The organism is Microbacterium thalli (genome assembly GCF_028737325.1).
GTDB lineage: Bacteria > Actinomycetota > Actinomycetes > Actinomycetales > Microbacteriaceae > Microbacterium > Microbacterium thalli.
Genome location: NZ_JAQZCH010000002.1, coordinates 784,993 through 810,523, shown reverse-complemented (window position 1 = coordinate 810,523; position 25,531 = coordinate 784,993). Strand labels below are relative to the sequence as shown.

Genomic DNA, 25,531 nt, shown 5'->3' with positions numbered 1-25,531 from the left:
CGTGAAGACCAACATCAACCTCTGGTGGGTTCTCACCTGGTTCTTCTTCGCCGTGTTCGTCACGTACACGGTGTGGAACCTTCTCGCCAACACCAGCCAGGGCGTCTGGTGGCATCGCATCGAGTGGGTCGGATCGACCGCGCTGCTGTTCACCGGCTTCATGGGCGCGATGATCGCGTTCTACGTCTCGCGCGTGCACAAGGCTCAGGGCGGCGAACTGCCCGAGGACTCGCTCACCGCCGACATCGACGACGGAGACCCTGAGATCGGCGAGTTCAGCCCGTGGTCCTGGTGGCCGCTCGTGCTGGCGTTCGCGGCATCCGTCTTCATCGTCGGCCTCGCGGTCGGGCAGTTCCTGCTCCCGATCGGTTTCGCGCTCTTCGTCGTCGCGATCGTCGGTTGGGTCTACGAGTACTACCGCGGCTACTTCGCGCGCTGATCACCCGCACGCCTCACGACGGACGGCCATCGCACTTCGGTGCGGTGGCCGTCCGTCGTTGTGAGTGGCCTCGTGCCGGCAGACGCCGCTGTGGGCTGCGATTCAATGAACCAGATCCGACGCCCCACGAGAGAAGCGCGTGCGGGTGGTCAAGTGAAGTTCCTTGCGCCGGGGTGCCCGTAGCGGCGTCCACTGGCCCCAGCGGGTGAAGCACCGCCGCTGCGCGCCGCAGCCGGCCCGCCGCCCGGTCAGGAGCGTACGAGGGCGACGAGGGGGTCGTAGATGCGGGGGAGCGGGCCATGCGCATTGGCCACAGGGTAGCCCTCCCGCGCCCAGTACTCGTAGCCGCCGATCATCTCTCGGACACGGTAGCCGAGCTTGACGAACTCGATCGCCGCGCGGGTGCCACCGTTGCACCCGGGGCTCCAGCAGTACACGACGACGTCGACGTCGCGATCGATCTCGGCGGCCGCTCGCGCGGCGATCTCTCGATAGGGGAGGTGGATCGCGCCGATGGCGTGGCCCTGGGCCCAGGCATCCGAGCTGCGGACGTCGACGAGAGCGAAGTCGTCGCCGGCGCGCTGAGCGTCGAACACGTCCGAGGCATCCGTCTCGTGCTGGAGCTTGGTGGTGAAGTAGGTGAGTGCATCGGTCATGCGTCACACGCTACGCAGACGAACGAAAGGCGGGGTGTGACCGATCGGTCACACCCCGCCGTAATCCGGACAGTCCGGGATCAGCTCTTCCGCGATCCCTTACCGTCGGCGTCCGTGTCGTCGTCCTCATCGGGGACGATCACGTTGGAGGGGCGATTCGCCGTCTCCACGCCCTTTCCGTCCTCGATGGGGTGCAGGGGTGCGTCCGGCACGCCGGCGCGTTCGTGGGCGCCCTGGAGCTCCGCCCGCTCTTCCTCAGCGATGTGCTCGAGGTCGTGCTGGGCGTGGCTGCGTGCGGCAGCCAGCTCCGCCTGCGTGAGCGGGGTGAGGCGGTCCTCGAAGAACCAGCGCGAGAGGCCTGCGCGCAGGTTCTCGTGCCACGGGATGCGGCCCTTGTCGTTCGGACGCACGACGAGGGGAGCGTTCGTGGTGTAGTCGACCAGCTTCACGAGCTCGTACTCGTCGACGGGCTGGTGCACCTCGATGTACTCACCCCCGGGCAGGCGGACGATCCGACCGGACTCGAAGCCGTGCAGCGCGATCTCGCGATCCTTCTTCTGCAGCGCGATGCAGATGCGCTTGGTGACGAAGTATGCGACGACCGGGCCGAGGAACAGCATGGCCTGGAGCGCGTGGATGACACCCTCCATCGTGAGGTGGAAGTGCGTGGCCACGATGTCGGAGGATGCCGCTGCCCACAGCACCGCGTAGAACGTCACGCCGGCGGCGCCGATGGCGGTCCGGGTGGCTGCATTGCGCGGACGCTCGGCGATGTGGTGCTCGCGCTTGTCGCCCGTGATCCACGCCTCGATGAAGGGGTAGACCATGACGAGGACGATGAACACGCCGAGGCCGACGAGCGGCACCAGGATGTTCAGTGACCAGGTGCGGTCGAACAGCACGAACTCCCAGTGCGGCGGGATGAGGCGCAGCGCGCCGTCGGCGAAGCCGATGTACCAGTCGGGCTGGGTACCCGCAGACACGGGGGAGGGGTCGTACGGGCCGTAGTTCCAGATCGGGTTGATCGTGAACAGCGCCGCGATGAGGACGAGCACGCCGAAGACGAGGAAGAAGAAACCGCCCATCTTGGACATGTAGACCGGCATCATCGGGTAGCCCACGACGTTGTTGTTCGTGCGGGCGGGGCCGGCGAACTGCGTGTGCTTGTTGACGATCATCAGCATGAGGTGCAGGGCGAGCAGCGCCACGAGGATCGCCGGCAGGAGCAGGATGTGCAGTGCGTAGAGGCGACCGACGATCTCGGTCCCCGGGAACTCGCCACCGAAGAGGAGGAACGAGGTCCAGGTGCCGATCAGCGGGATGCCCTTGATCATGCCGTCGATGATGCGGAGGCCGTTGCCCGAGAGAACATCGTCGGGCAGCGAGTAGCCGGTGAAGCCTTCGGCCATCGCGAGGATGAACAGGATGAAACCGATCACCCAGTTGAGCTCGCGCGGCTTGCGGAACGCGCCCGTGAAGAACACGCGCAGCATGTGCACGCCGATGCCGGCGACGAAGACGAGTGCCGCCCAGTGGTGCAGCTGGCGGACCAGCAGGCCACCACGTACATCGAAGGAGATCTCGAGCGTCGACGCCATGGCGGCCGACATCTCGAGGCCGCGCATCGGAGCGTAGGCGCCGTAGTAGTGGGTCTCGGCCATCGAGGCCTCGAAGAAGAACGTCAGGAACGTCCCCGAGAGCAGGACGACGACGAAGGACCACAGTGCGATCTCGCCGAGCATGAACGACCAGTGGTCGGGGAAGATTTTGCGGCCGAGCTCCTTGACCAGGCCCGAGATGCTCGTGCGCTCGTCGAGGTAGTTCGCCACGCCGCCGACGAACTTGCCGCCGAGCGGCTTGTCCGCCGGGCGGGTCGGTCCGTCAGCGTGGACCGCGGGAGCGGTCGTGACGTTCTCCGTGGGGTGGGTGGAGGTGCTCAATGACGCTCCCAGAAGCTCGGGCCGACGGGTTCGGTGAAGTCGCTGCGTGCGATCAGGTAGCCCTCGTCGTCGACGGTGATCGGGAGCTGGGGCAGCGGACGTGCGGCCGGGCCGAAGATGACGGCGGCGGCGTTGGTCACGTCGAACTGCGACTGGTGGCACGGGCACAGCAGGTGGTGGGTCTGCTGCTCGTACAGCGCGACGGGGCAACCGACGTGCGTGCAGACCTTGGAGTACGCGACGATGCCGTCGTAGGACCAGTCCTTGCGCTCGTCCGCCTCGTTGAGCTGCTCGGGAAGCAGACGCATGAGCAGGACGATCGCCTTGGCCTTCTCCTCGAGGTAGCCGTCGTGGTGCGAGAGCGTGGCGAGCGACTCGGGGATGACGTGCACGGCGGAGCCGAGCGTCAGGTCCGCAGCGCGGATCGGCTTGCCGGTCGGGTCGTGCGCAAGGCGCATGCCCTCTTCCCACATCGTGTGCTTGAGCAGGTACACCGGGTCACCGGCGTGGGGGTGCTCGGGCGAGCTGTGCGGGGCCAGGCCGCGGAACAGCGTGACACCGGGGAGGATCGACGCCGCCAGGGCGACGAACAGCGAGTTGCGCACCATCGTGCGCCGGCCGAAGCCCGATTCCTCGTTCGCGTCGGCGAACACCTGCACCGCCGCGGCGCGCGTGTTGTCGCTGCCGCGCGTGGAGTGACGGTCCTCGATGAACTCGGTGTCGCGCATGACGGCCTTCGACCAGTGGATCGCGCCGATGCCGATGGCCAGGAGCGCCGTGGCGATACCCAGACCGATGAAGAGGTTGTTCCGTCGGATGTCGGCGATGAGGCCGCTCTCGATCGGGAAGATCAGGTACGCCGCGACCGCCCAGATGCTCGCTGCCGCCGAAAGGTAGAACAGCGTGTAGACGGTGCGCACGGCGCGCGTCATGGCCGCCGGGTCCTGATCGGTCATGCGCTTGCGGTGGGGTGCGAGCCCGGGGTTCTGCACCGGGTCAGACACCGCGACGGCGAGCCCCGATGAGGGCACCAGGGAAGCAGGAACCTGCTCGGGCGCCTTCTCGTCAGCCATTTTGCTCCTTGTGCGTTGCTTCGATCGTCACGGTTCTCAGTTCGATTTCGCGGTGATCCACACCGAGATCGCGACGAGGGCGCCGATGCCGAAGATCCAGATGAACAGACCCTCCGAGACGGGGCCGAGGGAACCGAGCGAGAAGCCGCCGGGCGAGTTCTCGGTCGGGCGGATCATCAGGTAGCTGATGATGTCGCGCTTCTCCTCGGTGGTGAGGGTCATGTCGTTGAAGACGGGCATGTTCTGCGGCCCGGTGACCATGGCTGCGTACATGTGCAGCGGCGACGTGGTCGTGAGCGGGGGAGCGTACTTGCCCTCCGTGAGCGCGCCACCTGCACCGGCGACGTTGTGGCACATCGCGCAGTTGATGCGGAAGAGCTCGGCGCCGTGCGACACGTCGCCCTCGCCGTCGAGGACCTCGGACTCGGGGTAGGTCGGGCCGGGGGCCTCGGACTGGACCCAGGCCGCGATGGCCTCGATCTGCTCCTGCGTGAACTGAACCGGCTTCTGCGGAGCCTGGGGGCCCTGCATCTGCAGCGGCATACGGCCCGTCGCCACCTGGAACTCGACCGACAGCTCGCCGACGCCGTACAGCGACGGTCCGTCGTTCGTGCCCTCGAGGTTGAGTCCGTGGCAGGTCGCGCAGTTCGCCTGGAAGAGCTTCTTGCCGTCTTCCACGGTGAGCGTGGAGGCGGTCTGCGTCGTGTTGTCGCCCGCGGCCATCGCGGCGGAGGCGCCGGCGTAACCGCCGCCGGTGACGAGCAGGCCGATGCCGATCAGTGCGGCGGCCGCCCACTTGCTGCGGCGGCCTCCGTTACGGCGCGGGTTCTTGGATGCCATGAGTGATTCAGCTCCGGTTACTTCAGGAAGTAGATGACGGCGAACAGGACGAGCCACACCACGTCGACGAAGTGCCAGTAGTACGACACGACGATCGCGGAGGTCATCTCTTTCCGGCCGAAGTTCTTGACGGCGAAGGCGCGCCCGATGACGAGGAGGAATGCCACCAGACCGCCGGTGACGTGCAGCGCGTGGAAGCCCGTGGTGATGTAGAACGCCGAGGCGTACGCGTCCGCCTGGATAGGCATGCCCTCAGCGATGAGGGTCGCGTACTCCCACACCTGGCCCGAGACGAAGATCGCGCCCATCACGAAGGTGAGGAAGAACCACTCGACCATGCCCCACTTGCGCAGGTTCCAAATCGAACCCGAACGGTAGGGGCGGAAGTGCTCGGCGTTGTGGACACCGATCTGCGCCGTCACCGACGACAGCACCAGGACGAGGGTGTTGACGAAGGCGAACGGAATGTTCAGCAGTTCCGTACGGTCGGCCCACAGCTCGGGGGAGGTGTTGCGCAGAGTGAAGTAGATCGCGAAGAGGCCCGCGAAGAACATCACCTCGCTGCCGAGCCACACGATGGTGCCGACAGCGACCGGGTCCGGCCGCTTGACCGAGCGCAGGGCCTGGGAATACGTCGCTGGAGTGGTCGTCACGGCATCCATTATGGCCGATTCTGGGGGTGGTTTCTGCATCGCTGAAGGTCGATCCGGACGCGGCGAGGGTTAGGGCAACCTAAGAGTCCGCCGAAAAGCGCCTCAGAACCGGCCGATAGGATCGTGTGCCATGGCTCAGCACGCGTGGCGCGACATCCTGACGGACCTCCTGGAAGGACGCGATCTCAGCGTGTCGGATGCCACATGGGCGATGCGCGAGGTGATGGCGGGCCGGGCGACCGACGCGCAGTTGGCCGGGTTCCTCGTCGCGCTCCGAGCCAAGGGCGAGACGGTCGATGAGATCGTCGGGTTCCGCGACGCGATTCTCGAGGCTGCGCTGCCGCTGCCGGTTCCCACCGACGCGCTCGACATCGTGGGCACGGGCGGCGACAGATTCGGCACGGTCAACGTCTCGACGATGGCGTCGATCGTCGCTGCTGCCAGCGGCATCCCCGTGGTCAAGCACGGGAACAAGGCGGCGAGTTCGAAGTCCGGCTCGTCGGACGTGCTCGGTGCCCTCGGCATCGACCTGTCCCTCGAACCGGCCGATGTGGCGCGGGTGCTCGACGAGGCGGGCATCACGTTCGCTTTCGCCTCGGCGTTCCACCCCGGATTCCGCCACGCGGGCGCGAGCCGATCCGAGCTCGGCATCCCCACCGTGTTCAACTTCCTCGGCCCCCTCTGCAACCCGGCCCGGGCCGAGGCGAACGCCGTCGGCGTCGCGCACCTCGACCGCGTGCCCCTCATCACGGGCGTCTTCCGGACTCGCGGCGCGACCGCGCTGGTGTTCCGTGGCGACGACGGGCTCGACGAGCTGACGACGACCGGCCACAGCCGCATCTGGGAAGTGAGCCGAGGCGACACCCACGAGCACGACCTCGATCCGCGCGACCTGGGTCTGCCGCTCGCGCGCATCGAGGACCTGCTCGGCGGCGACCCGGATCACAACGCGCAGGTGGTTCGTCGCGTGCTGGAGGGAGACTCCGGCCCCGTGCGTGACATCGTGCTGCTCAACGCCGCAGCCGGCATTGTGTCCTATCGCCTGTGGCGGGATGCCGCGCAGGTGCAGCGCCCCATTCTGGAGCGTCTTGCCGAGGCGATGGCGACGGCGGCCGAGGCGGTTGATTCCGGGGCCGCAGCGGGCACGTTGGAACGGTGGGTGCGCGCCACCCGAGGATGAGGTCAGACCACATCGATTATTCACGGCGTCCGCCCGACGGGCGTTGTCTCGGGAGGCATAGCGTGAGGCGCAACGCACCCGAGGAGGAACCGATGTCCACTACCCCCAGCCCCACCGCCGACACGGTGGAGGCTCCCGTCCGCCGCACCGGCCTGGTCAAGATCCTCGGCATCCTGGGCATGCTTGGGGGAGTCGTGCTGATCATCGGCGGCATCGTCGTGTGGTCGCTCGTGTCGTCGCAGCTCCGCGCCGAGAACATCACCGTGCCCGACGATGCGGCGGCGTTCCAGGGGCAGACGGTCGCGGGCCCGCTCACCGCGTACGTCCAGGCCGACATCATCCAGCACCATGCCCTGGAGGCCTCCGGCGGCAAGACCTACGCGGAGCTCGGTCAGGACGACCCGATGCGCGCGACGATGATGAACGCGTCGTTCCTCCGGGCGTCGCTGTTCACCTCGGTCGTCTCGTTCGGCGTGGCCGCCTTCGCGATGGGGGTGGGTATCCTGTCGATCATCTTCGGCTTCGCGACCCATCGCCTGGCCTCGGCTCCGGTGGTCGTCCGCCGTACGGCGGTCACCTCCGGCTAGATCGGAGAGGACGGGGCCCGTGCTTCGGCACGGGCTTCCGGCGTGTGTGCGCATGAAACCCATCGATGCCCTGACCGAGATCGCGGAGCTCCTCGAGCGTGAGCGGTCATCGCGCTACAAGTCGAAAGCTTTCCGAGCCGCGGCCGAGGCCATCCGCGAGCTGACCGACGCGCAACTCGATGACACCGCGTCACTGCGACGACGTCCGGGCATCGGCGACCGGACACTCGCCGTCGTCGTCGAAGCGCGAGCTGGCCGGGTGCCCGACTATCTCGCCGACCTGCGCGAGCGTCGTGGCGTCGTGCCGGCGGGCGACCTGCGCAAACGGCTGCGCGGCGATCTGCACAGCCACTCGGAGTGGTCGGACGGGCTCACCCCGATCGACGAGATGGTCGCCGCGGCCCGGGCGTTGGGTCACGAGTACCTCGCCCTGACCGACCACTCGCCGCGGCTGCGCGTGGCGCGCGGCCTCTCGCCCGAGCGCTTGCGCGAACAGCTCGAGGTCGTCGCGGCGATGAGCGGTGACGGTTTCACCTTGCTCAGCGGCATCGAGGTCGACATCCTCGACGACGGATCACTCGATCAGGAGGACGAGCTGCTGCGGCGGCTCGACGTGGTCGTCGCGTCGGCGCACTCGAAGCTGCGGATGCCGAAGCCGGCCATGACGCGGCGTCTCGTGGCGGCGGCATCCGATCCGCGTGTCGATGTCCTCGGGCACGTGACGGGCCGATTGGTCGAGGGCAGCCGGGGGACCCGACCGCCGTCCGAGTTCGACCCCGCCCCCGTCTTCGCGGCGTGCGCGGCGGCGGGGGTGGCGGTGGAGATCAACTCCCGGCCGGAGCGTCAGGATCCTCCCGACGAATTGATCGCGCAGGCGTTGGAGGCCGGCTGCCTGTTCAGCATCGACTCGGATGCGCACGCCCCCGGCCAACTGTCGCTCATCGACTACGGGGCGGAGCGGGCCGAGCGGCTCGGTGTTCCCACCGACCGGATCGTGACGACCTGGCCTCTGGAACGATTGCGCGAGTGGACGGGGCGCGACCGGGGCTGATCGCGGCGGGTCGCCGTCAGGTGCGAGCGCGCAGCGCTTTCGCCGCCCGCGTCGCCGCGGTGCCGAGTCCCCAGCGAGCGGCCAGATCGTCGACGGCATTCTGTTCGGTGGCGCGGATGCGCGCATCGACGGATCCCAGGTCGAGGTCGCGCACGACCCGCACCACGCGTGGGGCCACGGCGAGGTAGTCGGAGGCGGCGGTGATCTTCGCCCGCACGCCGGCCGTCATGCCGTCTCCGCGTTCGGCCGCGGCCAGGATGCCGTCGAGGTCGCCGTGGGCGGCGAGGAGGGTGGCGGCCGTCTTGTCGCCGACTCCCGCGACGCCCGGCAAGCCGTCGGATGCGTCGCCGCGCATCGTCGCGAAGTCGGCGTACTGGTTCGGGCGCACGTTGTACTTCGCGATGATCGCGTCGTCGGTGAGGACATCGAGGTTGCTCATGCCGCGACCGGTGTAGATGACGCGGATGCCGCGGGCGTCGTCGACCAGCTGGAAGAGGTCGCGGTCGCCGGTGACGACGTCGACCGGCATGGCCGACTGCGTCGCGAGGCTGCCGATGACGTCGTCCGCTTCGTGCTCCGCAGCGCCGATGATCGGGATGCCGAGGGTCTCGAGCGCCTCGCGGATGACCGGCACCTGCGTCTCGAGCGGGTCGGGGACGACCTCGACGTCGGGGCCTGCGACGACGGGCTCGGCGACCCGGTGCGTCTTGTACGTGGGGATCAGGTCGACCCGCCACTGGGGCCGCCAGTCGTCGTCCCAGCAGGCGACGAGCTCGGTCGGCTCGTACGTCGTGACGAGTTTCGCGATCATGTCGAGGAAACCCCGCACCGCGTTCACCGGCCGGCCGTCCGGGGCCTTGACGGTGTCGGGGACGCCGAAGAACGCGCGGAAGTAGAGAGATGCGCTGTCGAGCAGCATGAGGCGGTCGCTCATCGCATCATCCTGGCACGGTCGGATGCCGACGCGTCAGCAACCTGGTCCTCGCGGGCCCTCGTTGCACGTCCGCTCGACGAGGGTGCTGCGGGCTTCGAGGACTCGGACGAGGTGCGGACCGGTCGCGATGTCGAGGGTGCCCGGCACGGGCCGCCACCCCCGGCCGAAGTCGACCTCGGCTCGGTAGTGGATGACGGCCGAGGCGCTGTAGGTGCCGCGTTCGGTGTACGAGTGGCTCGTATCGGTGGGGGTGAACTGCGGCGCGCCGAGATCACCCCAGCTGCGTCCGCCGAGTCCGCTGGAGATGGTCGAACCGTCACCCGGCGCGATGGTGACCTCTTGCGGGGTGAAGCGCACCGTGACCGGGAGGTCGAACAGGGTGCCTGTCGCGGTGTGTTCGGCCGCGCGCACCACGAAGTTCGTCGGGAGGCCCACCACACCCAACCCGGCCGGTTCGCTGACAATACTCGTCGGCGCGGGCGCGAACGACGCGACATCGGCGATCCTCGCCTGCGGCAGCAGCGAAACGGTGAAGTCCTCGCATCGGTTGAGCGGTCCGCAGTCACGGGGCTCGGGCGACGGCGCGACCGGTTCGCGGGATGCGACCGCACTTCCGGCGCCCGAACCGGGCCCAGCCTCCAATCGAGAGCCGTAAAGATCGAGGCGCTCGCCGTCAACGATTTCGGTTCGCCAAGCTGTGGACAGGGTGGCTTCCTCCTCAGGAGGCGGAGCTGCGGATACGGCGGTGGCTCCGGCGAGCACAACCGCGGCGAGGGTCAGCACGCGGGGCCGTGGCTGTACGCGGCCATTGCAGCGACCTTCAGCTGATCGTCAGCTTCGGCGCGCGCCAATCGCACGCTGAATTGCTGCCTATCGGAGCGCGTCGCATCGACCATGCTGGAGCCATCCGCAGCCGTGACCAGCACGCCCGAGAGGTCCATGCACACGAAGACCGTCGCTACCACGTTGTCCGTTTGATCCGGGATGACGTCGATGACCTCGGCCTTGCCGGTGCGCCTCGCATTCTGCAAGTGATAGCTCATGAGGCTCGCTTCTTCGCTCGACCTGAGCTCCCCGGTGGTCAGCGCGAAGACCGGCTCGAACGTCGCGGGGTCGGCCAGGTCGACGGCGTTGAGCGCGTCGACGTAGGCGCGGTAGGCGGCTTCCGCTTCACGGAACACGGCTTCGTCGCTCGCGGTCTCGGTCGGCGCGGCGGTCTTCGCGGGTGCGGTGGGCGATGCGGCGGGGGCGGGATCGCTGCACCCGGCCGTCAGGAGAACCGAAGCGAGGAGCAGCGCAGCGAGGCGATGGCGGACGAGCATGGCACGACGGTAGCCAGCATCCGGAGAATGCGTTCGAGTTGTCCACAGGTGCACTCCTAGGCTGGCCGGATGCGACATTCGGATGCGGGGAAGAGTCATGTCGTTCGGTGAGGCGACGGGCACGCGCCGGCCCAACGGCGCGGCATCCTGTCCGTGCGGGAGCGGCGCGCGGTTCTCGGCATGCTGCGGCCCGCTGCTCGACGGCGTGGCTGCGGAGACGGCGGAGCAGCTCATGCGCTCGCGGTACACCGCCTTCGCGCTGCGGGACGAGCCGTATCTGATGCGGACGTGGCATCCGGAGACGAGACCTCGCAGCGTGGACCTCGATCCCGCGACGCGGTGGGTCGGATTGACGATCGAACGGGCGCGCGGCGGCACCGACGACAACGCGGGAGTCGTGGAGTTCCGGGCGCGGTGGCGCGCGGGTGACACCGCGGGAGAACTGCACGAGGTGAGTCGCTTCGAACGGCGACGCGCTCGCTGGGTGTACGTGGACGGGGTCACGGACGAGAAGCCGCTGTGACGACCGCGTCCCACAGGTAGGCGAGGACGCCGTACCCGCCGAGGACGGCGACAACCGTCATCGCCAGCGCCGACGACACCAGCCCGGCGCCGGCGAACGCCATGACGACGACGTCTCGGCGGCCCACGCCGACCGCTCCGGCGACGAGCGCCGCCGCTGCCCCGAGCGGCGCGAGCGGGATGACCGGAAGCGCGAACACCCCGCCGGCACCGAGACCCTGCGCTGCGTCGAACACGGCCACCACGCTCGGCACCAGGAGGAGAAGGCAGCCGAATCCCGAGACGGATGCCGCGACGGCGGCGATGCGCCATCCTTCCGGTTGCGCGGCGGGGACGTTCGATCGGGATTCGCTATCCATGCTTCGATCGTGTGAGCGCGACGAGGCGATCGGAGCTGATTCCGCATGCCTGGGGAAGAAGCGAGGGATCGCGGTTGTTGTGGAGGAAACGCGGCGTCATTCGGCCGCTGGATGACTGGAATCTCGCGGGTGCGCTCTGATACCCTGGATCGTCACTCGTGTGGCTTCATCGCCATGCGTCGGACGCATCATCCACAACCACTCGCCTGGACCGGGCCGCCATGTGTTGGCGGCGATCTCGTTCCTGGCCCGACACCCTGACCCAACAAGGACAACCCACTACATGACTAACGCAACGACCGCCCCGGCCACCAAGCAGGTCGCTATCAACGACATCGGATCTGCTGAGGACTTCCTGGCCGCGGTCGAGAAGACTCTGAAGTTCTTCAACGACGGCGACCTCATCGAAGGCACCGTGGTGAAGATCGACCGCGACGAGGTCCTCCTCGACGTCGGTTACAAGACCGAGGGTGTCATCCCCTCGCGCGAGCTTTCCATCAAGCACGACGTCGACCCCAACGAGGTCGTCAAGGTCGGCGACGAGGTCGAAGCCCTCGTTCTCCAGAAGGAGGACAAGGAAGGCCGCCTCATCCTCTCCAAGAAGCGTGCGCAGTACGAGCGCGCCTGGGGTGATGTCGAGAAGATCAAGGAGAACGACGGTGTTGTCACCGGTTCCGTGATCGAGGTCGTCAAGGGTGGCCTCATCGTCGACATCGGCCTCCGTGGCTTCCTCCCCGCGTCGCTCATCGAGCTCCGTCGTGTCCGCGACCTCACGCCGTACCTCGGCCAGGAGATCGAGGCCAAGATCCTCGAGCTCGACAAGAACCGCAACAACGTCGTGCTCTCGCGCCGCGCCCTGCTCGAGCAGACGCAGTCCGAGTCGCGCACCACGTTCCTCAACAACCTGCACAAGGGTCAGGTTCGCAAGGGCGTCGTCTCGTCGATCGTCAACTTCGGTGCGTTCGTCGACCTCGGTGGCGTGGACGGTCTCGTTCACGTCTCGGAGCTCTCGTGGAAGCACATCGAGCACGCGTCCGAGGTCGTCGAGGTCGGCCAGGAGGTCACCGTCGAGATCCTCGAGGTCGACCTGGACCGCGAGCGCGTCTCGCTCTCGCTGAAGGCGACGCAGGAGGACCCGTGGCAGGTCTTCGCCCGTACCCACGCGATCGGCCAGGTCGCACCGGGCAAGGTCACCAAGCTCGTCCCGTTCGGCGCGTTCGTCCGCGTCGCGGACGGCATCGAGGGCCTCGTGCACATCTCGGAGCTGTCGGGCAAGCACGTCGAGCTCGCTGAGCAGGTCGTGTCGGTCGGCGAAGAGGTCTTCGTCAAGATCATCGACATCGACCTCGAGCGTCGCCGCATCTCGCTCTCGCTCAAGCAGGCGAACGAGTCGGTCGACCCCTTCGGCACCGAGTTCGACCCCGCCCTCTACGGCATGGTCACCGAGTACGACGAGAACGGGGAGTACAAGTACCCCGAGGGCTTCGACCCGGAGACCAACCAGTGGAAGGAAGGCTTCGACGAGCAGCGTCTGGCCTGGGAGGCCGAGTACGCCGCTGCCCAGGGTCGCTGGGAGGCGCACAAGGCTGCTGTCGCCAAGGCCCTCGAGGCCGAGGCTGCTGCTCCGGCCGACAACGGCTCGTCGTTCTCGTCGGACGTTCAGTCCGCGAGCACCGGCGGCGGCGGCACGCTGGCCGACGACGAGGCTCTCGCCGCTCTGCGCGAGAAGCTGTCGGGTCGCTGAGTCGAATCTGATCGACGGAAGGGTCGGAGCCTGGTGCTCCGGCCCTTCCGCCGTTTCCGGGCACCGGGCGGCTCGCATGCGGGGACGCGCACGCCGAGGCCGCAGACGCGATAGTTTCGGACCATGGACATCGAAGCGCCCGAGCGCACGCGAGCGACCTATGTCCTTCCGAATTCGCCCCGCTGGATCGACGCCGTTCTGAGCGACGGTGATCGGGCGCGATCGGCGATGCTGAACCAGATCGTCATCACGAGCGTCGTGCTCATCGTGGCGCTCGTCGGTCTCGCGGTCGGCCTGCAGGGCGACTCCGGCCTGTTCTTCCTCGCGGTCGCCGGCGTCTTCGTGCTGACCGGCGTCGCCATCGTCGTGCCGTGGGCGAGCATCCCGCCCCTCTGGGTCGCGGCGATCCCGATCGGCGACATCATCGCCATCGGCCTCATGCGCACCGCGGAGCCCACCGGGGGGTTCGGTCTCCTGTGGGTGTTCCCGGTCATCTGGTTGGCGAGCGGATTCGGCACCGCCGGCTGGATCGGCGGCATCGTCCTCTCGCTCGCCGCGTACGCCACCGTCGAACTGATCACGCGCGCGGCACCGTCGTCGTTCGGTTTCGTGCTGCTGCCGTTGCTGCTGATCGCGGTGAGCACGTCGACGTATCTCAGCAGCCGGCGAGCAAGCGCCCAGCGGCTGCTGCTCGACCGGCAGGCGGCCGTGCTCACGCAGTCGCTCGAACGCGCCCGACGCCATGAACAGGTGCTGACGGAGGCCCTCGACCGTGTCGACTTCGGCGTCGCGCGCATCGAGACCGACGGGTCGGCATCGATCATCAACGATGCCCACGCACGCCTGCAGCGTGGGTCGCGCTCGAGTGCGGCGCCCGAGGTGTTCACGGCCGATGGCGCGGCGGCGATCGACCCGGAGGAGCACCCGATGGCGCGGGTGCGCCGCGGCGAGGCGTTCACGGATGCGCGCATCCAGGTCGGCACCGGAGAGACGCGGCGGGTGCTCAGCGTCTCGTCGCGACGGGTCATCGAGCCCGACGGGCGCGACTCGGGCGCCGTCGTCGTCACGCGCGACGTCACCGCCGAGACGGACGCGTCTCGCGAGCGCGACGCCCTCGTGTCGTCCGTGTCGCACGAACTGCGCACGCCGCTGACCTCGATCCTCGGCTACCTCGAGCTCGCAATGGACACGCCGGGAGTGCCCGAGGCCGCGCTCGAGAACCTGCGCGTGGCCGACCGAAACGCCGATCAGCTGCTGCGGCTCGTCGGGGACGTGCTCGCCGCCTCGAGCCAGAGCCGGTCGGCCGCCCAAGTCACCGTTGTGCCGGAAGACGTCGACCTCGTCGAGCATGTCAACGCCGCCGTCGAGTCGATCCTGGTGAGCGCCAGCGAGCGCGGCATCGCCATCGACGTCTCGCGCGTCGAGCCCGCCCGCGCCTACGCCGACCCGGTGCGGATCCGGCAGGTTCTCGACAACCTGCTCTCGAATGCCGTCAAGTACAACCGGCCGGGCGGTCGGGTTTCGGTGGCGACATCCGTGGGCGATCAGTGGTCCATCATCGCGGTCCAGGATTCCGGCGTCGGGCTCAACGAGGAGGATCTCGGTTCGGTGTTCCAGCGTTACTACCGCGGCGTCGCGGTCCGCGATTCGGCGGTCACGGGTAACGGGCTCGGGCTCGCCATCAGCCGTGACATCGTGCGCCGTCACGGCGGCGACATCACCGTCAGCAGCGTCCTGGGTGTCGGTTCCACCTTCACGGTGACGCTGCCCACACGCCGACCGGGTGGAGCGGGCGCATGATCGACCAGTTCTCCGTGTCGCTCGTCACGGCCGTCGTCGTGCTCGTGTGCGCGGTGCTGTTCGTCTTCGACACCCTCCTGCGGCGGCCCGATCAGAGCGGTCGGTTCTGGGCGGCGGGATTCCTGGGCGCGGTTCTGACCACGATGTTCTACCTCGTGTGGGCAGCCGAGCCCGACACCGCGTGGGCGGTCATCGGCGGCAACACGTCCGCCGTGGTGGGCACGGGAATGATGTGGCTCGGATGCCGCGGCTACAACCGCCGTCCGGTGCTGCTGCCCGGTGTCGTGATCGCCGCCGGCGGCGCGGCGACCGCAGCCGCCGCGGGTGTGGAGTTCGGGGCGGGCGGTGACGACTGGTCCGGCGCCTTCGTCATGTTCATCGGGCTGAGCGTCTTCGCCGCGGCTGCGGCCGTCGAGTGCTTCCGCGGCGCGCTGGGCGCCTCGCGCACGGCGCTGCCGCTGGGGATCGTCTTCGCCCTCGAATCACTGTTCTATGCCGCACGTGTCGTCATCGTCGCCATCCAGGGCTACGGCGAGACGTTCCACACGTGGGTGGGCACGGTCGCCACCAGCATCCTCACCGTGGTCCTCTCGATCACCGCCGTCGTCACGGCTTCGATCCTCCGGGCGAGCCGCGTCGGGCTCCGCGGCAGCGGCCGCTCCGAAGAGGGAGTCGGCGCCGTCGGCGGCATCCTGCCCGAGGCCGCTTTCGCCGCTGCCCTCACGAACAATGCGCGACGGGCCGAAGCGCGCCGAGAGCTGCTGGCGGTGTCGGTGATCGAGCTGGAGGGGCTCGAGTACATCTCGACCGCGTTCGGACTCGACGTGCGCGACGAGGTCGTGCGCACGTGGCGCTCGACGATGACCGAGAACGCCCCGACACTCGCCGTGATCGGTGAGACCGGGACGGAACGGATCGGCGTCATCACCGTGGTGGCATCCGCGCTCGACGCTCGCCGCCAGGCCATGACGCTGTACCGCTCGCTGTTCCAGTCGCTCGCCTCCGTCGAGGGAGGCGTGCTCCCAGCGATCGGCATCGGTGTCGCGCTGAGCGACGTCGGCGGTTACGACCCCGACCGGCTCGTCGATCTCGCCTCGTCCGCGGCCGTCCGCGCGTCGTCGGGCGTCGCGTCGGCGGTCCTCCTGGCCGAATCGGTCTGAGCCCGAGTCGCGGAGCGGACCCGCGCGTGGACTCAGCCCGCGACGAGGCGGTAGCCGGTGCCCTGATCCGACGCGATCTGCGTCGTCGATCCGGCGGCGCTGACGGCGCGACGAAGACCCTCGACGGCGCGCTCGACGGCGCGGACCTCGTCGGCATCGGCCGCGTCCCCGCGGGAGCGCGCGCGCAGGGCGAGCGCGATCTCCTCCTTGGTGCGGGCGCGTCCGTTGGCGGTCACGAGCTGATGCAACACCGACGCCTCGACGGGGGCGACGCCGATCTCGAGGTCGGCGACGCGCAGCACGCCGTGTTCAACGGCGAGATCGGCGAAACTCACGCGCGCCGGCGCAGCGGGCGCGGTCGCGGTCAACGGGTCGGTGACCACGGGGGATCCTTCGCGTCGGCGGTGCGACGGGATGGCGGCCAACCGGGCTTTGAGGTCTCGCGGTCGGAACGGCTTGCCGAGGTACTCGTCCCCGCCGGCGGCCCGACCGCGCTCGGCATCGCCGGTTTCGACGAACGCCGAGATGAAGATGATGTAGGTGTCGCTGAACTCGCGGACGCGACGAGCCACCTCGAACCCGTCGATGCCGGGGATGTTGACGTCGAGGGTCGTGACGTCCGGCGATACTGCGCGGATGAGCTCGACAGCGTCGAGACCGTTCTCGGCGCCGTGCACGGCGTAGCCGCTCGACTCCAGGATCGCCGTCAGCAGACTCCGGATATCGGCCTGGTCTTCGACGACGACGGCGGTGCGCTCCACGGTGATCCCACCTTCCGCAGGTCTTTCGTTCGTCTCATCGTATCCACAGCGCGGGATCGCGGCGGGGCGGACGCGCGTGGCATCCTCGGGGTATGCCCTTGATCGCACTGACCGGCGGGATCGCGTCGGGGAAGTCCACCATCGCCCGGCGGCTCGAGGAGCACGGGGCTGTCGTCGTCGACGCGGACGCGATCGTGCGCGACGTGCAGCGACCGGGGTCGGAGGTGCTCGAGCGCATCGCCGCGGAGTTCGGCCCGCAGGTCGTCGCGTCGTCGGGAGAGCTCGACCGCGCGGCGCTCGCGGCCGTGGTGTTCTCGGATGCCGCCGCACGCGAGCGACTGAACGGCATCGTTCATCCGGCGGTGCGGGCGGAGTCGCAGCGACGCTTCGACGCGGCGCTCGCGGCGCGGGAGGACGCGGTGGTGGTCTACGACGTGCCGCTGCTCGTCGAAGCCCGTGTCGACGACCCCTGGAATCTCATCGTGGTGGCCCATGCTCCTGCCGCGGTGCGGGCGGAGCGGCTACAGCAGCTCCGCGGCATGACGGCGGCGCAAGCGGCGGATCGCATCGCCGCTCAGGTGCCGGACGAGCAGCGGCTCGCGATCGCCGACATCGTCGTCGACACCTCCGGCTCGCTGGACGACACCCGCTCGCAGGTCGATGCCCTGTGGCAGCGGCTCGACGGCTGACGCGGGGGCGCTGCACGCTCTGAGCGAAGCCGGGCCGCCGTGTCGGTGGCCCCGCCTACGCTGGAGACATGCAGACGACGCGCTCCGTTCGGCCCTTCGAGGTCGTCAGCGAATACGTTCCCAGCGGTGACCAGCCCCAAGCCATCGCCGACCTGGCAGCACGCATCAACGCGGGTGAAACGGATGTCGTCCTGCTCGGCGCGACGGGTACGGGAAAGTCCGCGACGACGGCGTGGCTCATCGAGCAGGTGCAGCGCCCGACGCTCGTCATGGCCCACAACAAGACCCTCGCGGCCCAGCTGGCCAACGAGTTCCGCGACCTGATGCCGAACAACGCGGTCGAGTACTTCGTCAGCTACTACGACTACTACCAGCCCGAAGCGTACGTCCCGCAGACCGACACCTTCATCGAGAAGGACTCGTCGATCAACGCCGAGGTCGAGCGTCTGCGCCACTCGACGACCAACTCGCTGCTGAGCCGACGCGACGTCGTCGTGGTCAGCACGGTCTCGTGCATCTACGGCCTCGGTGCGCCCGAGGAGTACCTGCGCGCGATGGTGGCCCTGCAGGTGGGGGAGCGCTACGACCGCGACGCCCTCATCCGCAAGTTCATCGCGATGCAGTACAACCGCAACGACGTCGACTTCTCGCGCGGCAACTTCCGCGTTCGCGGCGACACGATCGAGATCATCCCCGTGTACGAGGAGTACGCGATCCGCATCGAGCTGTTCGGCGACGAGATCGAGGCGCTGTACATGCTGCACCCGCTCACCGGCGACATCGTGCAGAAGCTCGACAGCGTGCCGGTGTTCCCCGCATCCCACTACGTCGCCGGCACCGAGACGGTCCAGCGCGCCATCGGCACGATCGAGCACGAGCTCGAGCAGCGGCTGAAGGAGTTCGAGAGCCAGGGGAAGCTGCTCGAGGCACAGCGCCTGCGCATGCGCACCACCTTCGACCTCGAGATGCTCCAGCAGCTGGGGTTCTGCTCCGGCATCGAGAACTACTCGCGGCACCTCGACGGCCGCATGCCCGGTGACCCGCCGCACACGCTGCTCGACTTCTTCCCCGACGACTTCCTTCTCGTCATCGACGAGTCGCACGTCACCGTGCCGCAGATCGGCGCGATGTACGAGGGCGACGCCTCCCGCAAGCGGACCCTCGTCGACCACGGCTTCCGCCTTCCCAGCGCGATGGACAACCGACCGCTGCGGTTCGACGAGTTCAAGGAGCGCGTCGGCCAGGCGGTGTACCTCTCGGCCACGCCAGGCCGGTACGAGATGGGTATCGCCGACGGAGTGGTCGAACAGATCATCCGCCCGACCGGTCTGGTCGACCCCGAGATCATCATCAAGCCTTCCAAGGGGCAGATCGACGACCTGCTCGAGGAGATCCGCGTGCGGGTCGAACGGGACGAGCGCGTGTTGGTGACGACGCTGACCAAGAAGATGGCGGAGGAGCTGACCGACTTCCTCGGCGAGCACGGCGTGCGCGTCCGGTATCTCCACTCCGACGTCGACACGCTGCGGCGCGTCGAACTGCTGACCGAGCTGCGCCAGGGCGTGTACGACGTCCTCGTCGGCATCAACCTGCTGCGCGAGGGACTCGACCTGCCCGAGGTCTCGCTGGTCGCGATCCTCGACGCCGACAAGGAGGGCTTCCTCCGCTCGGGTACGTCGCTGATCCAGACGATCGGTCGTGCCGCGCGAAACGTGTCCGGTCAGGTGCACATGTACGCCGACAAGATCACCGATTCGATGAGTGCGGCGATCGACGAGACCGAGCGCCGGCGAGAGAAGCAGATCGCGTACAACACCGAGCACGGGATCGACCCGCAGCCCCTGCGGAAGAAGATCGCCGACATCACCGACGCGCTCGCGCGTGAGGCATCCGACACCCGCGACATGCTCAACGGCAAGGCCAGCGCACGCAACAAGTCGGGCAAGGGGAAGAGCCCGACGCCGCAGCTGCGACGCGAGGGAATAGCGGCGGAGGGAGCACAGCAGCTCGAGGCGACGATCGAGGACCTGTCGCAGCAGATGCTGGCTGCCGCCGCCGAGCTGAAGTTCGAGCTGGCCGGCCGCCTGCGCGACGAGGTCCAGGACCTCAAGAAGGAACTGCGGGCGATGGAGCGTGCCGGACACGCGTGACAACGCGGGCTGTCGGGTCGACGGAACGGGTGAGCCCAGCAACGGGTGAGCCCGGGAGCCCGTCAGCCCGGCCGGGTCAGCGGGGGCAGTGCAGGAGCGGCTTGGGTCCCGAGCGGTCGACGTCGTGCTCCGACATGGGGTGACCGCAGAGCGGACAGGCGCGCCCCGTGCGGATCGGCTCGGGGTCGGTGTCGTAGGGGCCGACCGACGCCGGACCCGCGGCGCGGATGAGGCGCGCGTTGAGATAGGCGTACCAGCCCCCGGCTTCCCGCACGCGCGTGCGCAGCGGAGGGCGTCGTTCGGGGTCGGTCATGGTCATCAGTGTACTAATGATTAGCCCGTATAGGATCGGTGCGTGGACTCTCCCGACGATCTGCTCGCGCTCGACAACCAGCTGTGCTTCGCGCTGGTCACTGCGGCGCGCAACGTGGTCGGGATCTACCGGCCGATCCTGGAACCCCTGGGGCTGACGCATCCCCAGTACCTCGTCATGCTGGCGCTGTGGGAGAGCTCGCCGCAGGCACTCGGCGAGCTCGCCGCCGATCTCGCGATGGAGCCGGCGACGCTCTCGCCGCTGGTCAAGCGACTCGAGGCGCAGGGCCTCGTCACGCGCGGGCGCCGAGCGGACGACGAGCGCGTGCTCGAGATCGGTCTGACCGATACCGGCCGCCGGCTGCGCGAGCGCGCCCTCGAGGTCCCGGCGCGTGTCATGGCAGCCGTCGGAATGACCGTCGACGAGGTCACTGCCCTGCGCGACGCGCTCGCACCTTTCGCCGGCCGTCGCGCGCGCTGACGGTCGCGAGCGCTGACGCCAGCTGTCCCCGACGGTCTGCCCAGGGCGAACCACGGAGCCCGTGTCGGAGGCCCCACCTAGACTTGTGCGGTGCCCATCGTCCCCGTCGCTTCCTCCTCCAAACTCAGCGTCCGCGGTGCCCGCGTCCACAATCTGAAGGACGTGGATCTCGACATCCCCCGCGACAGCCTCGTCGTCTTCACCGGCCTGTCCGGCTCCGGCAAGTCGAGCCTGGCCTTCGACACGATCTTCGCCGAGGGGCAGCGCCGTTACGTCGAGTCGCTCAGTGCCTACGCTCGTCAGTTCCTGGGACAGGTGGATCGTCCGGACGTGGACTTCATCGAGGGACTCAGCCCGGCGGTGTCGATCGATCAGAAGTCGACGAACCGCAACCCGCGCTCGACGGTCGGGACGATCACGGAGATCCACGACTACATGCGACTGCTGTGGGCGCGCATCGGCGTGCCGCACTGCCCCGAGTGCGGGGAGCGGATCCAGCGTCAGACGGTCCAGCAGATCGCCGACCAGCTCATGGAGCTGCCCGAGCGCACGCGCTACCAGGTCGTCGCCCCGGTCGTCACGCAGAAGAAGGGCGAGTTCGTCGACCTCTTCAAGGAGCTCAGCGCGAAGGGCTACGCGCGCGCCGTCGTGGACGGCGACGTCATCTCGCTCGCCGAGCCGCCGACGCTGAAGAAGAGCTACAAGCACGACATCGCGGTCGTCGTCGACCGTCTCGTCGCCGGACCCGACCTGCTCACCCGCGTCACCGACTCGGTCGAGACCGCGCTCGCGCTCGCCGGCGGTGTCATCAAGATCAACTTCGTCGACGAAGAGGGCGACGACGCGTGGCAGAGCTTCAGCGAGAAGCTCGCGTGCCCGAACGGTCACGCGCTGCAGCTCACCGAGATCGAGCCGCGGACGTTCTCGTTCAACGCGCCCTTCGGTGCGTGCCCCACCTGCTCGGGTCTGGGTACGCGCATGTCGGTCGACGCCGAGCTGATGCTGGGCGACGAGGACCTCTCGATCGCCGAGGGGGTGCTGCTCCCGTGGACCACGCAGGGCAAGGGGCTGTTCCAGTACTACGAGCGACTGCTCGAGGGTCTCGCGTCCGACCTGAAGTTCTCGCTCAAGACGCCGTGGCGCAAGCTGCCGGCCGACGTGCAGGATGCCGTCCTGCGCGGCGAGAACTACAAGGTGACGGTGAAGTGGAAGAACCGGTACGGCCGCGAGATGCGGTACGCGTCGGGCTTCGAAGGCGTCATCCCCTACATCGAGCGGCAATACCTGCAGGCCGAGACCGACACGCAGCGCCAGCGCTGGGCGGAGTACCTCCGTGAGGTGCCGTGCCCCGCGTGCGACGGAGACCGCCTGAAGCCCGAGGTGCTCGCGGTGCGGGTCCACGACCACTCCATCGCGCAGGTCGCGCGGCTCAGCCTCGCCGACGCGCAGGCGTACTTCAACCAGCTCGAGCTCACCGAGCGCGAGGCTAAGATCGCCGCCGCGGTGCTGCGCGAGATCCGTGCGCGCCTGGACTTCCTCATCGAGGTCGGGCTGAACTATCTCAGCCTCGGGCGCGCCGCCGGCTCGCTGTCGGGCGGCGAGGCCCAGCGCATCCGGCTGGCCACCCAGATCGGCTCCGGCTTGACGGGCGTCCTGTACGTCCTCGACGAGCCGTCGATCGGCCTCCACCAGCGCGACAACCGCCGTTTGATCGACACCCTCGTCAAGCTCAAGAGCCTCGGCAACACGCTGATCGTGGTCGAGCACGACGAAGAGACGATCGCCGCCGCCGACTGGGTGGTCGACATCGGCCCGCGCGCCGGCGTCGAGGGCGGCAACGTCGTCCATTCCGGTCCCTACGACGCGCTGCTCGCCGACACCAACTCGATGACGGGCGACTACCTCTCCGGGCGCCGTTCACTCGAGACGCCGAGCAAGCGACGCAAGATCGACAAGAAGCGGATGCTGTCGGTCGTGGGCGCCCGCGCGAACAACCTCAAGAACGTCACGGCGGAATTCCCGCTCGGTGTGCTCACCTCCGTCACCGGCGTGAGCGGCTCCGGCAAGTCGACCCTCGTCAACGGCATCCTCTACGAGGTCCTCGCGACCCGGCTCAACGGAGCCCGACGTGTGGCCGGCAAGCACACGCGTGTCACCGGGCTCGACAACCTCGACAAGGTCGTGCACGTCGACCAGGCCCCGATCGGCCGCACGCCGCGCTCGAACCCCGCCACCTACACCGGCGTGTTCGACCGCATCCGCACGCTGTTCAGCGAAACGCCCGAGGCGAAGGTGCGCGGCTACCTTCCCGGCCGGTTCTCGTTCAACGTCAAGGGTGGCCGCTGCGAGGCGTGCTCCGGCGACGGCACGATCAAGATCGAGATGAACTTCCTGCCCGACGTGTACGTCGATTGCGAGGTCTGCCACGGCAAGCGCTACAACCGCGACACCCTGGCGGTGCACTACAAGGGCAAGAACATCGCCGAGGTGCTCGAGATGCCGATCTCGGAGGCCGCAGACTTCTTCGAGCCCATTCAGGCGATCCACCGCTACCTCCGCACCCTTGTCGAGGTCGGCCTGGGCTACGTCCGCCTCGGCCAGTCCGCCACGACGCTGTCGGGCGGAGAAGCGCAGCGCGTCAAGCTCGCCACCGAGCTGCAGCGCCGCTCGAACGGCCGCAGCATCTACGTGCTCGACGAACCGACCACGGGTCTGCACTTCGAGGACGTCCGCAAGCTGCTCGAGGTGCTGAACGGCCTCGTGGACAAGGGCAACACCGTCATCACGATCGAGCACAACCTCGACGTCATCAAGGCATCCGACTGGATCATCGATCTCGGTCCCGAGGGCGGTGCCGGCGGCGGAACGATCGTCGCGACGGGTACCCCCGAGCAGGTGGCGGGCGTCGCGGAGAGCCACACGGGCCAGTTCCTCGCGGAGATCCTGGGGGCACCGGCGGCGCGCAAGGCGGGCTGAGATGGCGAACGTCCTGCCGTACCGCCCGAAGGCGGGCGAGATCCCGACGGATCCGGGTGTCTACCGGTTCCGCGACGCGGACGGACGCGTGCTGTACGTCGGCAAGGCCAAGAACCTGCGGGCGCGGCTGTCCAACTACTTCGCGCCGCTGCACACGCTCCACGAGCGCACGCGGCGGATGGTGACGACCGCCGCATCCGTGGAGTGGACCGTCGTGGCGACCGACGTCGACTCGCTGCAGCTCGAGTACATGTGGATCAAGGAGTTCGATCCGCCGTTCAACGTCCGGTACCGCGACGACAAGTCCTACCCCTTCATGGCGATCACCCTCGGCGACGAAGCGCCGCGCGTGATCGTGACGCGCAACCGCCGCATCCCGGGCGCCAAGTACTTCGGGCCCTATCCCAAGGTGTGGGCCGTGCACGAGACCATCGATCTGATGATCAAGGTCTTCCCGATCCGCACGTGCAGCGACTCGTCGTACAAGAAGGCCATGGCCTCGGGGCGCCCGTGCTTCCCCGGACAGATCGGTCGCTGCGGCGGTCCCTGCTCGATGAAGGTGACGATCGAGGAGCACCGTGCGATCGTCGACGATTTCGTCGCGTTCATGGCCGGTGGCGACCAGCGCTTCGCACGCGAGCTGACGACCCGCATGCGCGAGTCCGCCGCCGCGATGGACTACGAGTCCGCCGCCGTGTACCGCGATCGGCTGCAGGCGATCGACGCGGTGCTGAACAAGAGCGCCCTCGTGCTCGAGGACGACATGGACGCCGACCTCTTCGGAATCGCCGAGGACGAGCTCGCGGCCGCCGTGCAGCACTTCGTCGTCCGCGGTGGCCGCATCCGCGGTGTCCGGGCCTCGACGATCGAGAAGGAGATCGACATCGCGGGAGCCGATCTCGTCGATCAAGTTCTTCAGCGCGCCTACGGGGATGCCGCTGCCGGCGACATCCCGCGCCATGTCTTCGTGCCGACGCTGCCCGACGACTCCGGCGAACTCGAGCAGTGGCTGCAGAATCGCCGGGGGCGTCGGGTGACGATCCAGGTGCCGCAGCGAGGCCGCAAGGCCGACCTCATGAAGACCGCGAGCATCAATGCACAGCAGGCCCTCATGCTGCACAAGACCCGCCGCACGAGCGACTACGTCGCCCGTAGCCAGGCGTTGACCGATCTGCAGGAGGCGCTCGGACTCGACGAGGCGCCGCTCCGCATCGAGTGCTACGACGTGTCGCATCTGTCGGGCACGAATGTCGTGGCATCGCTCGTCGTGTTCGAGGACGGGCTGCCCCGCAAGGACCAGTACCGCATCTTCGGCGTCAACGAGACGACGGATGACACCGACTCGATGTATCAGGTGCTCACGCGGCGCCTGGCGCATCTCGACCATCCCGACGAGGACGACGAGCCCGTGCCCGATGCGACCGCCGACGGCGAGGTCGTCACCGCTCGCAAACGCCCGCGGTTCGCGTATCGACCCCAGCTGCTCGTCGTCGACGGCGGGAAGCCGCAGGTCGAGGCGGCGGCGCGCGCTCTCGCCGACGCCGGACACAGCGAAATCGCCCTGTGCGGTATCGCGAAGCGCCTCGAGGAGATCTGGCTGCCAGGGGAGGAGTACCCCGTGATCCTGCCGCGCACGTCCGAGTCGCTGTACCTGCTGCAGCGTCTGCGCGACGAGGCCCACCGTTTCGCGATCGTGCATCAGCGCAAGCGCCGCAAGCGCGACATCTCCTCCGTGCTGACCGAGGTGCCGGGGCTCGGGGCGGCCCGGATCAAGGCGCTGCTGCGACATTTCGGCTCGGTGACGGCGTTGAAGCAGGCCACGCCCGAGCAGATCCAGGAACTACCCGGCATCGGGCCACGATTGGCCGAGGCCATCCATCGCCACCTCGCAGCCGGATAGGC

General features: G+C 68.4%; 24 protein-coding genes. 13 read left to right on the top strand and 11 right to left on the bottom strand.

All coding sequences use genetic code 11. The features are described 5' to 3' along the window. Position 1 precedes the first annotated feature (1 nt). The gene (locus PUW82_RS11950; RefSeq protein ID WP_274222503.1) at positions 2 to 439 is read left to right on the top strand and encodes a cytochrome c oxidase subunit 4; all 438 of its coding nucleotides are present in this window, start codon (positions 2 to 4) and stop codon (positions 437 to 439) included. A gap of 248 nt (positions 440 to 687) precedes the next feature. On the opposite strand, the gene PUW82_RS11945 is transcribed toward PUW82_RS11950, so the two are convergent. The 5 genes from PUW82_RS11945 to ctaE all read right to left on the bottom strand — a co-directional run bounded on the left by PUW82_RS11945 (position 688) and on the right by ctaE (position 5,610). Next, a complete protein-coding gene (locus tag PUW82_RS11945; RefSeq protein ID WP_274222502.1) occupies positions 688 to 1,095 on the bottom strand; it encodes a rhodanese-like domain-containing protein in 408 nt (135 codons plus the stop codon). Between the two features lie 80 nt (positions 1,096 to 1,175). Further along, positions 1,176 to 2,924 carry a cytochrome bc1 complex cytochrome b subunit gene (gene qcrB, locus PUW82_RS11940; RefSeq protein WP_274222958.1) on the bottom strand — a complete coding sequence of 583 codons (1,749 nt, stop codon included), beginning with the start codon at positions 2,922 to 2,924 and terminating at the stop codon, positions 1,176 to 1,178. Positions 2,925 to 3,031: 107 nt separating this feature from the next. Next, the gene (gene qcrA / locus PUW82_RS11935; protein WP_274222501.1) at positions 3,032 to 4,108 is read right to left on the bottom strand and encodes a cytochrome bc1 complex Rieske iron-sulfur subunit; all 1,077 of its coding nucleotides are present in this window, start codon (positions 4,106 to 4,108) and stop codon (positions 3,032 to 3,034) included. A gap of 36 nt (positions 4,109 to 4,144) precedes the next feature. Beyond that, complete coding sequence (gene qcrC / locus PUW82_RS11930; RefSeq protein ID WP_274222500.1) at positions 4,145 to 4,948, bottom strand: cytochrome bc1 complex diheme cytochrome c subunit; 804 nt, start codon at positions 4,946 to 4,948, stop codon at positions 4,145 to 4,147. A gap of 17 nt (positions 4,949 to 4,965) precedes the next feature. Continuing rightward, positions 4,966 to 5,610: an aa3-type cytochrome oxidase subunit III gene (gene ctaE / locus PUW82_RS11925; protein WP_274222499.1), complete on the bottom strand. Its 645-nt coding sequence runs from the start codon at positions 5,608 to 5,610 to the stop codon at positions 4,966 to 4,968. A gap of 121 nt (positions 5,611 to 5,731) precedes the next feature. Between ctaE and trpD the strand changes: the two genes are divergently transcribed. From trpD to PUW82_RS11910, 3 genes are all read left to right on the top strand, one after another. Then, the gene (gene trpD / locus PUW82_RS11920; RefSeq protein ID WP_274222498.1) at positions 5,732 to 6,781 is read left to right on the top strand and encodes an anthranilate phosphoribosyltransferase; all 1,050 of its coding nucleotides are present in this window, start codon (positions 5,732 to 5,734) and stop codon (positions 6,779 to 6,781) included. A gap of 92 nt (positions 6,782 to 6,873) precedes the next feature. Beyond that, a complete protein-coding gene (locus tag PUW82_RS11915; RefSeq protein WP_274222497.1) occupies positions 6,874 to 7,368 on the top strand; it encodes an aromatic ring-opening dioxygenase LigA in 495 nt (164 codons plus the stop codon). Between the two features lie 52 nt (positions 7,369 to 7,420). Further along, a complete protein-coding gene (locus PUW82_RS11910; protein ID WP_274222496.1) occupies positions 7,421 to 8,419 on the top strand; it encodes a PHP domain-containing protein in 999 nt (332 codons plus the stop codon). Between the two features lie 16 nt (positions 8,420 to 8,435). Here the strand turns inward: PUW82_RS11910 and PUW82_RS11905 are convergent, their stop codons facing one another. From PUW82_RS11905 to PUW82_RS11895, 3 genes are all read right to left on the bottom strand, one after another. Next, positions 8,436 to 9,353 carry a 5'-3' exonuclease gene (locus PUW82_RS11905; RefSeq protein WP_274222495.1) on the bottom strand — a complete coding sequence of 306 codons (918 nt, stop codon included), beginning with the start codon at positions 9,351 to 9,353 and terminating at the stop codon, positions 8,436 to 8,438. A 33-nt stretch (positions 9,354 to 9,386) separates the two neighbouring features. Beyond that, the gene (locus PUW82_RS11900; protein ID WP_274222494.1) at positions 9,387 to 9,995 is read right to left on the bottom strand and encodes a hypothetical protein; all 609 of its coding nucleotides are present in this window, start codon (positions 9,993 to 9,995) and stop codon (positions 9,387 to 9,389) included. Positions 9,996 to 10,129: 134 nt separating this feature from the next. Continuing rightward, positions 10,130 to 10,675 (bottom strand): hypothetical protein, encoded by a 546-nt coding sequence (locus tag PUW82_RS11895; protein ID WP_274222493.1) that lies wholly within the window; start codon positions 10,673 to 10,675, stop codon positions 10,130 to 10,132. Between the two features lie 97 nt (positions 10,676 to 10,772). On the opposite strand from PUW82_RS11895, the gene PUW82_RS11890 reads away from it, so the two are divergent. Continuing rightward, on the top strand, positions 10,773 to 11,198 hold the full coding sequence (locus PUW82_RS11890; protein WP_274222492.1) for a YchJ family protein: 426 nt from the start codon (positions 10,773 to 10,775) through the stop codon (positions 11,196 to 11,198). Here PUW82_RS11890 and PUW82_RS11885 read toward each other — a convergent pair. Beyond that, positions 11,176 to 11,556, bottom strand: coding sequence for a hypothetical protein (locus PUW82_RS11885; protein ID WP_274222491.1), 381 nt, complete (start codon positions 11,554 to 11,556; stop codon positions 11,176 to 11,178). The genes PUW82_RS11890 and PUW82_RS11885 overlap by 23 nt on opposite strands. A gap of 283 nt (positions 11,557 to 11,839) precedes the next feature. On the opposite strand from PUW82_RS11885, the gene rpsA reads away from it, so the two are divergent. The 3 genes from rpsA (at position 11,840) to PUW82_RS11870 (ending at position 16,260) form a co-directional block, all read left to right on the top strand. Further along, positions 11,840 to 13,300: a 30S ribosomal protein S1 gene (gene rpsA / locus PUW82_RS11880; protein ID WP_274222490.1), complete on the top strand. Its 1,461-nt coding sequence runs from the start codon at positions 11,840 to 11,842 to the stop codon at positions 13,298 to 13,300. Positions 13,301 to 13,423: 123 nt separating this feature from the next. Further along, positions 13,424 to 15,100, top strand: coding sequence for an ATP-binding protein (locus tag PUW82_RS11875; RefSeq protein WP_274222489.1), 1,677 nt, complete (start codon positions 13,424 to 13,426; stop codon positions 15,098 to 15,100). Then, entirely contained in the window at positions 15,097 to 16,260 is a 1,164-nt protein-coding gene (locus PUW82_RS11870) for a hypothetical protein (RefSeq protein WP_274222488.1), read from the top strand. The genes PUW82_RS11875 and PUW82_RS11870 overlap by 4 nt, the downstream gene beginning before the upstream one ends. Before the next feature lie 32 nt (positions 16,261 to 16,292). On the opposite strand, the gene PUW82_RS11865 is transcribed toward PUW82_RS11870, so the two are convergent. Next, the gene (locus PUW82_RS11865) at positions 16,293 to 17,021 is read right to left on the bottom strand and encodes a response regulator transcription factor (protein ID WP_274222487.1); all 729 of its coding nucleotides are present in this window, start codon (positions 17,019 to 17,021) and stop codon (positions 16,293 to 16,295) included. Positions 17,022 to 17,113: 92 nt separating this feature from the next. Between PUW82_RS11865 and coaE the strand changes: the two genes are divergently transcribed. Continuing rightward, positions 17,114 to 17,710: a dephospho-CoA kinase gene (coaE, locus tag PUW82_RS11860; RefSeq protein WP_274222486.1), complete on the top strand. Its 597-nt coding sequence runs from the start codon at positions 17,114 to 17,116 to the stop codon at positions 17,708 to 17,710. A gap of 68 nt (positions 17,711 to 17,778) precedes the next feature. Next, positions 17,779 to 19,860 carry an excinuclease ABC subunit UvrB gene (gene uvrB / locus PUW82_RS11855; RefSeq protein WP_274222485.1) on the top strand — a complete coding sequence of 694 codons (2,082 nt, stop codon included), beginning with the start codon at positions 17,779 to 17,781 and terminating at the stop codon, positions 19,858 to 19,860. Between the two features lie 76 nt (positions 19,861 to 19,936). On the opposite strand, the gene PUW82_RS11850 is transcribed toward uvrB, so the two are convergent. Next, positions 19,937 to 20,173, bottom strand: coding sequence for a hypothetical protein (locus PUW82_RS11850; protein WP_420792749.1), 237 nt, complete (start codon positions 20,171 to 20,173; stop codon positions 19,937 to 19,939). A gap of 42 nt (positions 20,174 to 20,215) precedes the next feature. On the opposite strand from PUW82_RS11850, the gene PUW82_RS11845 reads away from it, so the two are divergent. The 3 genes from PUW82_RS11845 to uvrC all read left to right on the top strand — a co-directional run bounded on the left by PUW82_RS11845 (position 20,216) and on the right by uvrC (position 25,529). Next, positions 20,216 to 20,653, top strand: coding sequence for a MarR family winged helix-turn-helix transcriptional regulator (locus PUW82_RS11845; RefSeq protein WP_274222483.1), 438 nt, complete (start codon positions 20,216 to 20,218; stop codon positions 20,651 to 20,653). Positions 20,654 to 20,743: 90 nt separating this feature from the next. Beyond that, the gene (gene uvrA / locus PUW82_RS11840; protein WP_274222482.1) at positions 20,744 to 23,629 is read left to right on the top strand and encodes an excinuclease ABC subunit UvrA; all 2,886 of its coding nucleotides are present in this window, start codon (positions 20,744 to 20,746) and stop codon (positions 23,627 to 23,629) included. Position 23,630: 1 nt separating this feature from the next. Beyond that, the gene (gene uvrC, locus PUW82_RS11835; protein WP_274222481.1) at positions 23,631 to 25,529 is read left to right on the top strand and encodes an excinuclease ABC subunit UvrC; all 1,899 of its coding nucleotides are present in this window, start codon (positions 23,631 to 23,633) and stop codon (positions 25,527 to 25,529) included. The last annotated feature ends 2 nt before the right edge of the window (positions 25,530 to 25,531 follow it).

What these genes read in the sequence shown, in the direction of transcription:
- PUW82_RS11945 (WP_274222502.1), bottom strand. Translation starts at nt 1,095, where the DNA reads ATGACCGATGCACTCACCTACTTCACCACCAAGCTCCAGCACGAGACG.
- qcrA (WP_274222501.1), bottom strand. Translation starts at nt 4,108, where the DNA reads ATGGCTGACGAGAAGGCGCCCGAGCAGGTTCCTGCTTCCCTGGTGCCC.
- qcrC (WP_274222500.1), bottom strand. Translation starts at nt 4,948, where the DNA reads ATGGCATCCAAGAACCCGCGCCGTAACGGAGGCCGCCGCAGCAAGTGG.
- ctaE (WP_274222499.1), bottom strand. Translation starts at nt 5,610, where the DNA reads ATGGATGCCGTGACGACCACTCCAGCGACGTATTCCCAGGCCCTGCGC.
- trpD (WP_274222498.1), top strand. Translation starts at nt 5,732, where the DNA reads ATGGCTCAGCACGCGTGGCGCGACATCCTGACGGACCTCCTGGAAGGA.
- PUW82_RS11915 (WP_274222497.1), top strand. Translation starts at nt 6,874, where the DNA reads ATGTCCACTACCCCCAGCCCCACCGCCGACACGGTGGAGGCTCCCGTC.
- PUW82_RS11910 (WP_274222496.1), top strand. Translation starts at nt 7,421, where the DNA reads ATGAAACCCATCGATGCCCTGACCGAGATCGCGGAGCTCCTCGAGCGT.
- PUW82_RS11905 (WP_274222495.1), bottom strand. Translation starts at nt 9,353, where the DNA reads ATGAGCGACCGCCTCATGCTGCTCGACAGCGCATCTCTCTACTTCCGC.
- PUW82_RS11895 (WP_274222493.1), bottom strand. Translation starts at nt 10,675, where the DNA reads ATGCTCGTCCGCCATCGCCTCGCTGCGCTGCTCCTCGCTTCGGTTCTC.
- PUW82_RS11890 (WP_274222492.1), top strand. Translation starts at nt 10,773, where the DNA reads ATGTCGTTCGGTGAGGCGACGGGCACGCGCCGGCCCAACGGCGCGGCA.
- PUW82_RS11885 (WP_274222491.1), bottom strand. Translation starts at nt 11,556, where the DNA reads ATGGATAGCGAATCCCGATCGAACGTCCCCGCCGCGCAACCGGAAGGA.
- rpsA (WP_274222490.1), top strand. Translation starts at nt 11,840, where the DNA reads ATGACTAACGCAACGACCGCCCCGGCCACCAAGCAGGTCGCTATCAAC.
- PUW82_RS11875 (WP_274222489.1), top strand. Translation starts at nt 13,424, where the DNA reads ATGGACATCGAAGCGCCCGAGCGCACGCGAGCGACCTATGTCCTTCCG.
- PUW82_RS11870 (WP_274222488.1), top strand. Translation starts at nt 15,097, where the DNA reads ATGATCGACCAGTTCTCCGTGTCGCTCGTCACGGCCGTCGTCGTGCTC.
- coaE (WP_274222486.1), top strand. Translation starts at nt 17,114, where the DNA reads ATGCCCTTGATCGCACTGACCGGCGGGATCGCGTCGGGGAAGTCCACC.
- uvrB (WP_274222485.1), top strand. Translation starts at nt 17,779, where the DNA reads ATGCAGACGACGCGCTCCGTTCGGCCCTTCGAGGTCGTCAGCGAATAC.
- PUW82_RS11850 (WP_420792749.1), bottom strand. Translation starts at nt 20,173, where the DNA reads ATGACCGACCCCGAACGACGCCCTCCGCTGCGCACGCGCGTGCGGGAA.
- uvrC (WP_274222481.1), top strand. Translation starts at nt 23,631, where the DNA reads ATGGCGAACGTCCTGCCGTACCGCCCGAAGGCGGGCGAGATCCCGACG.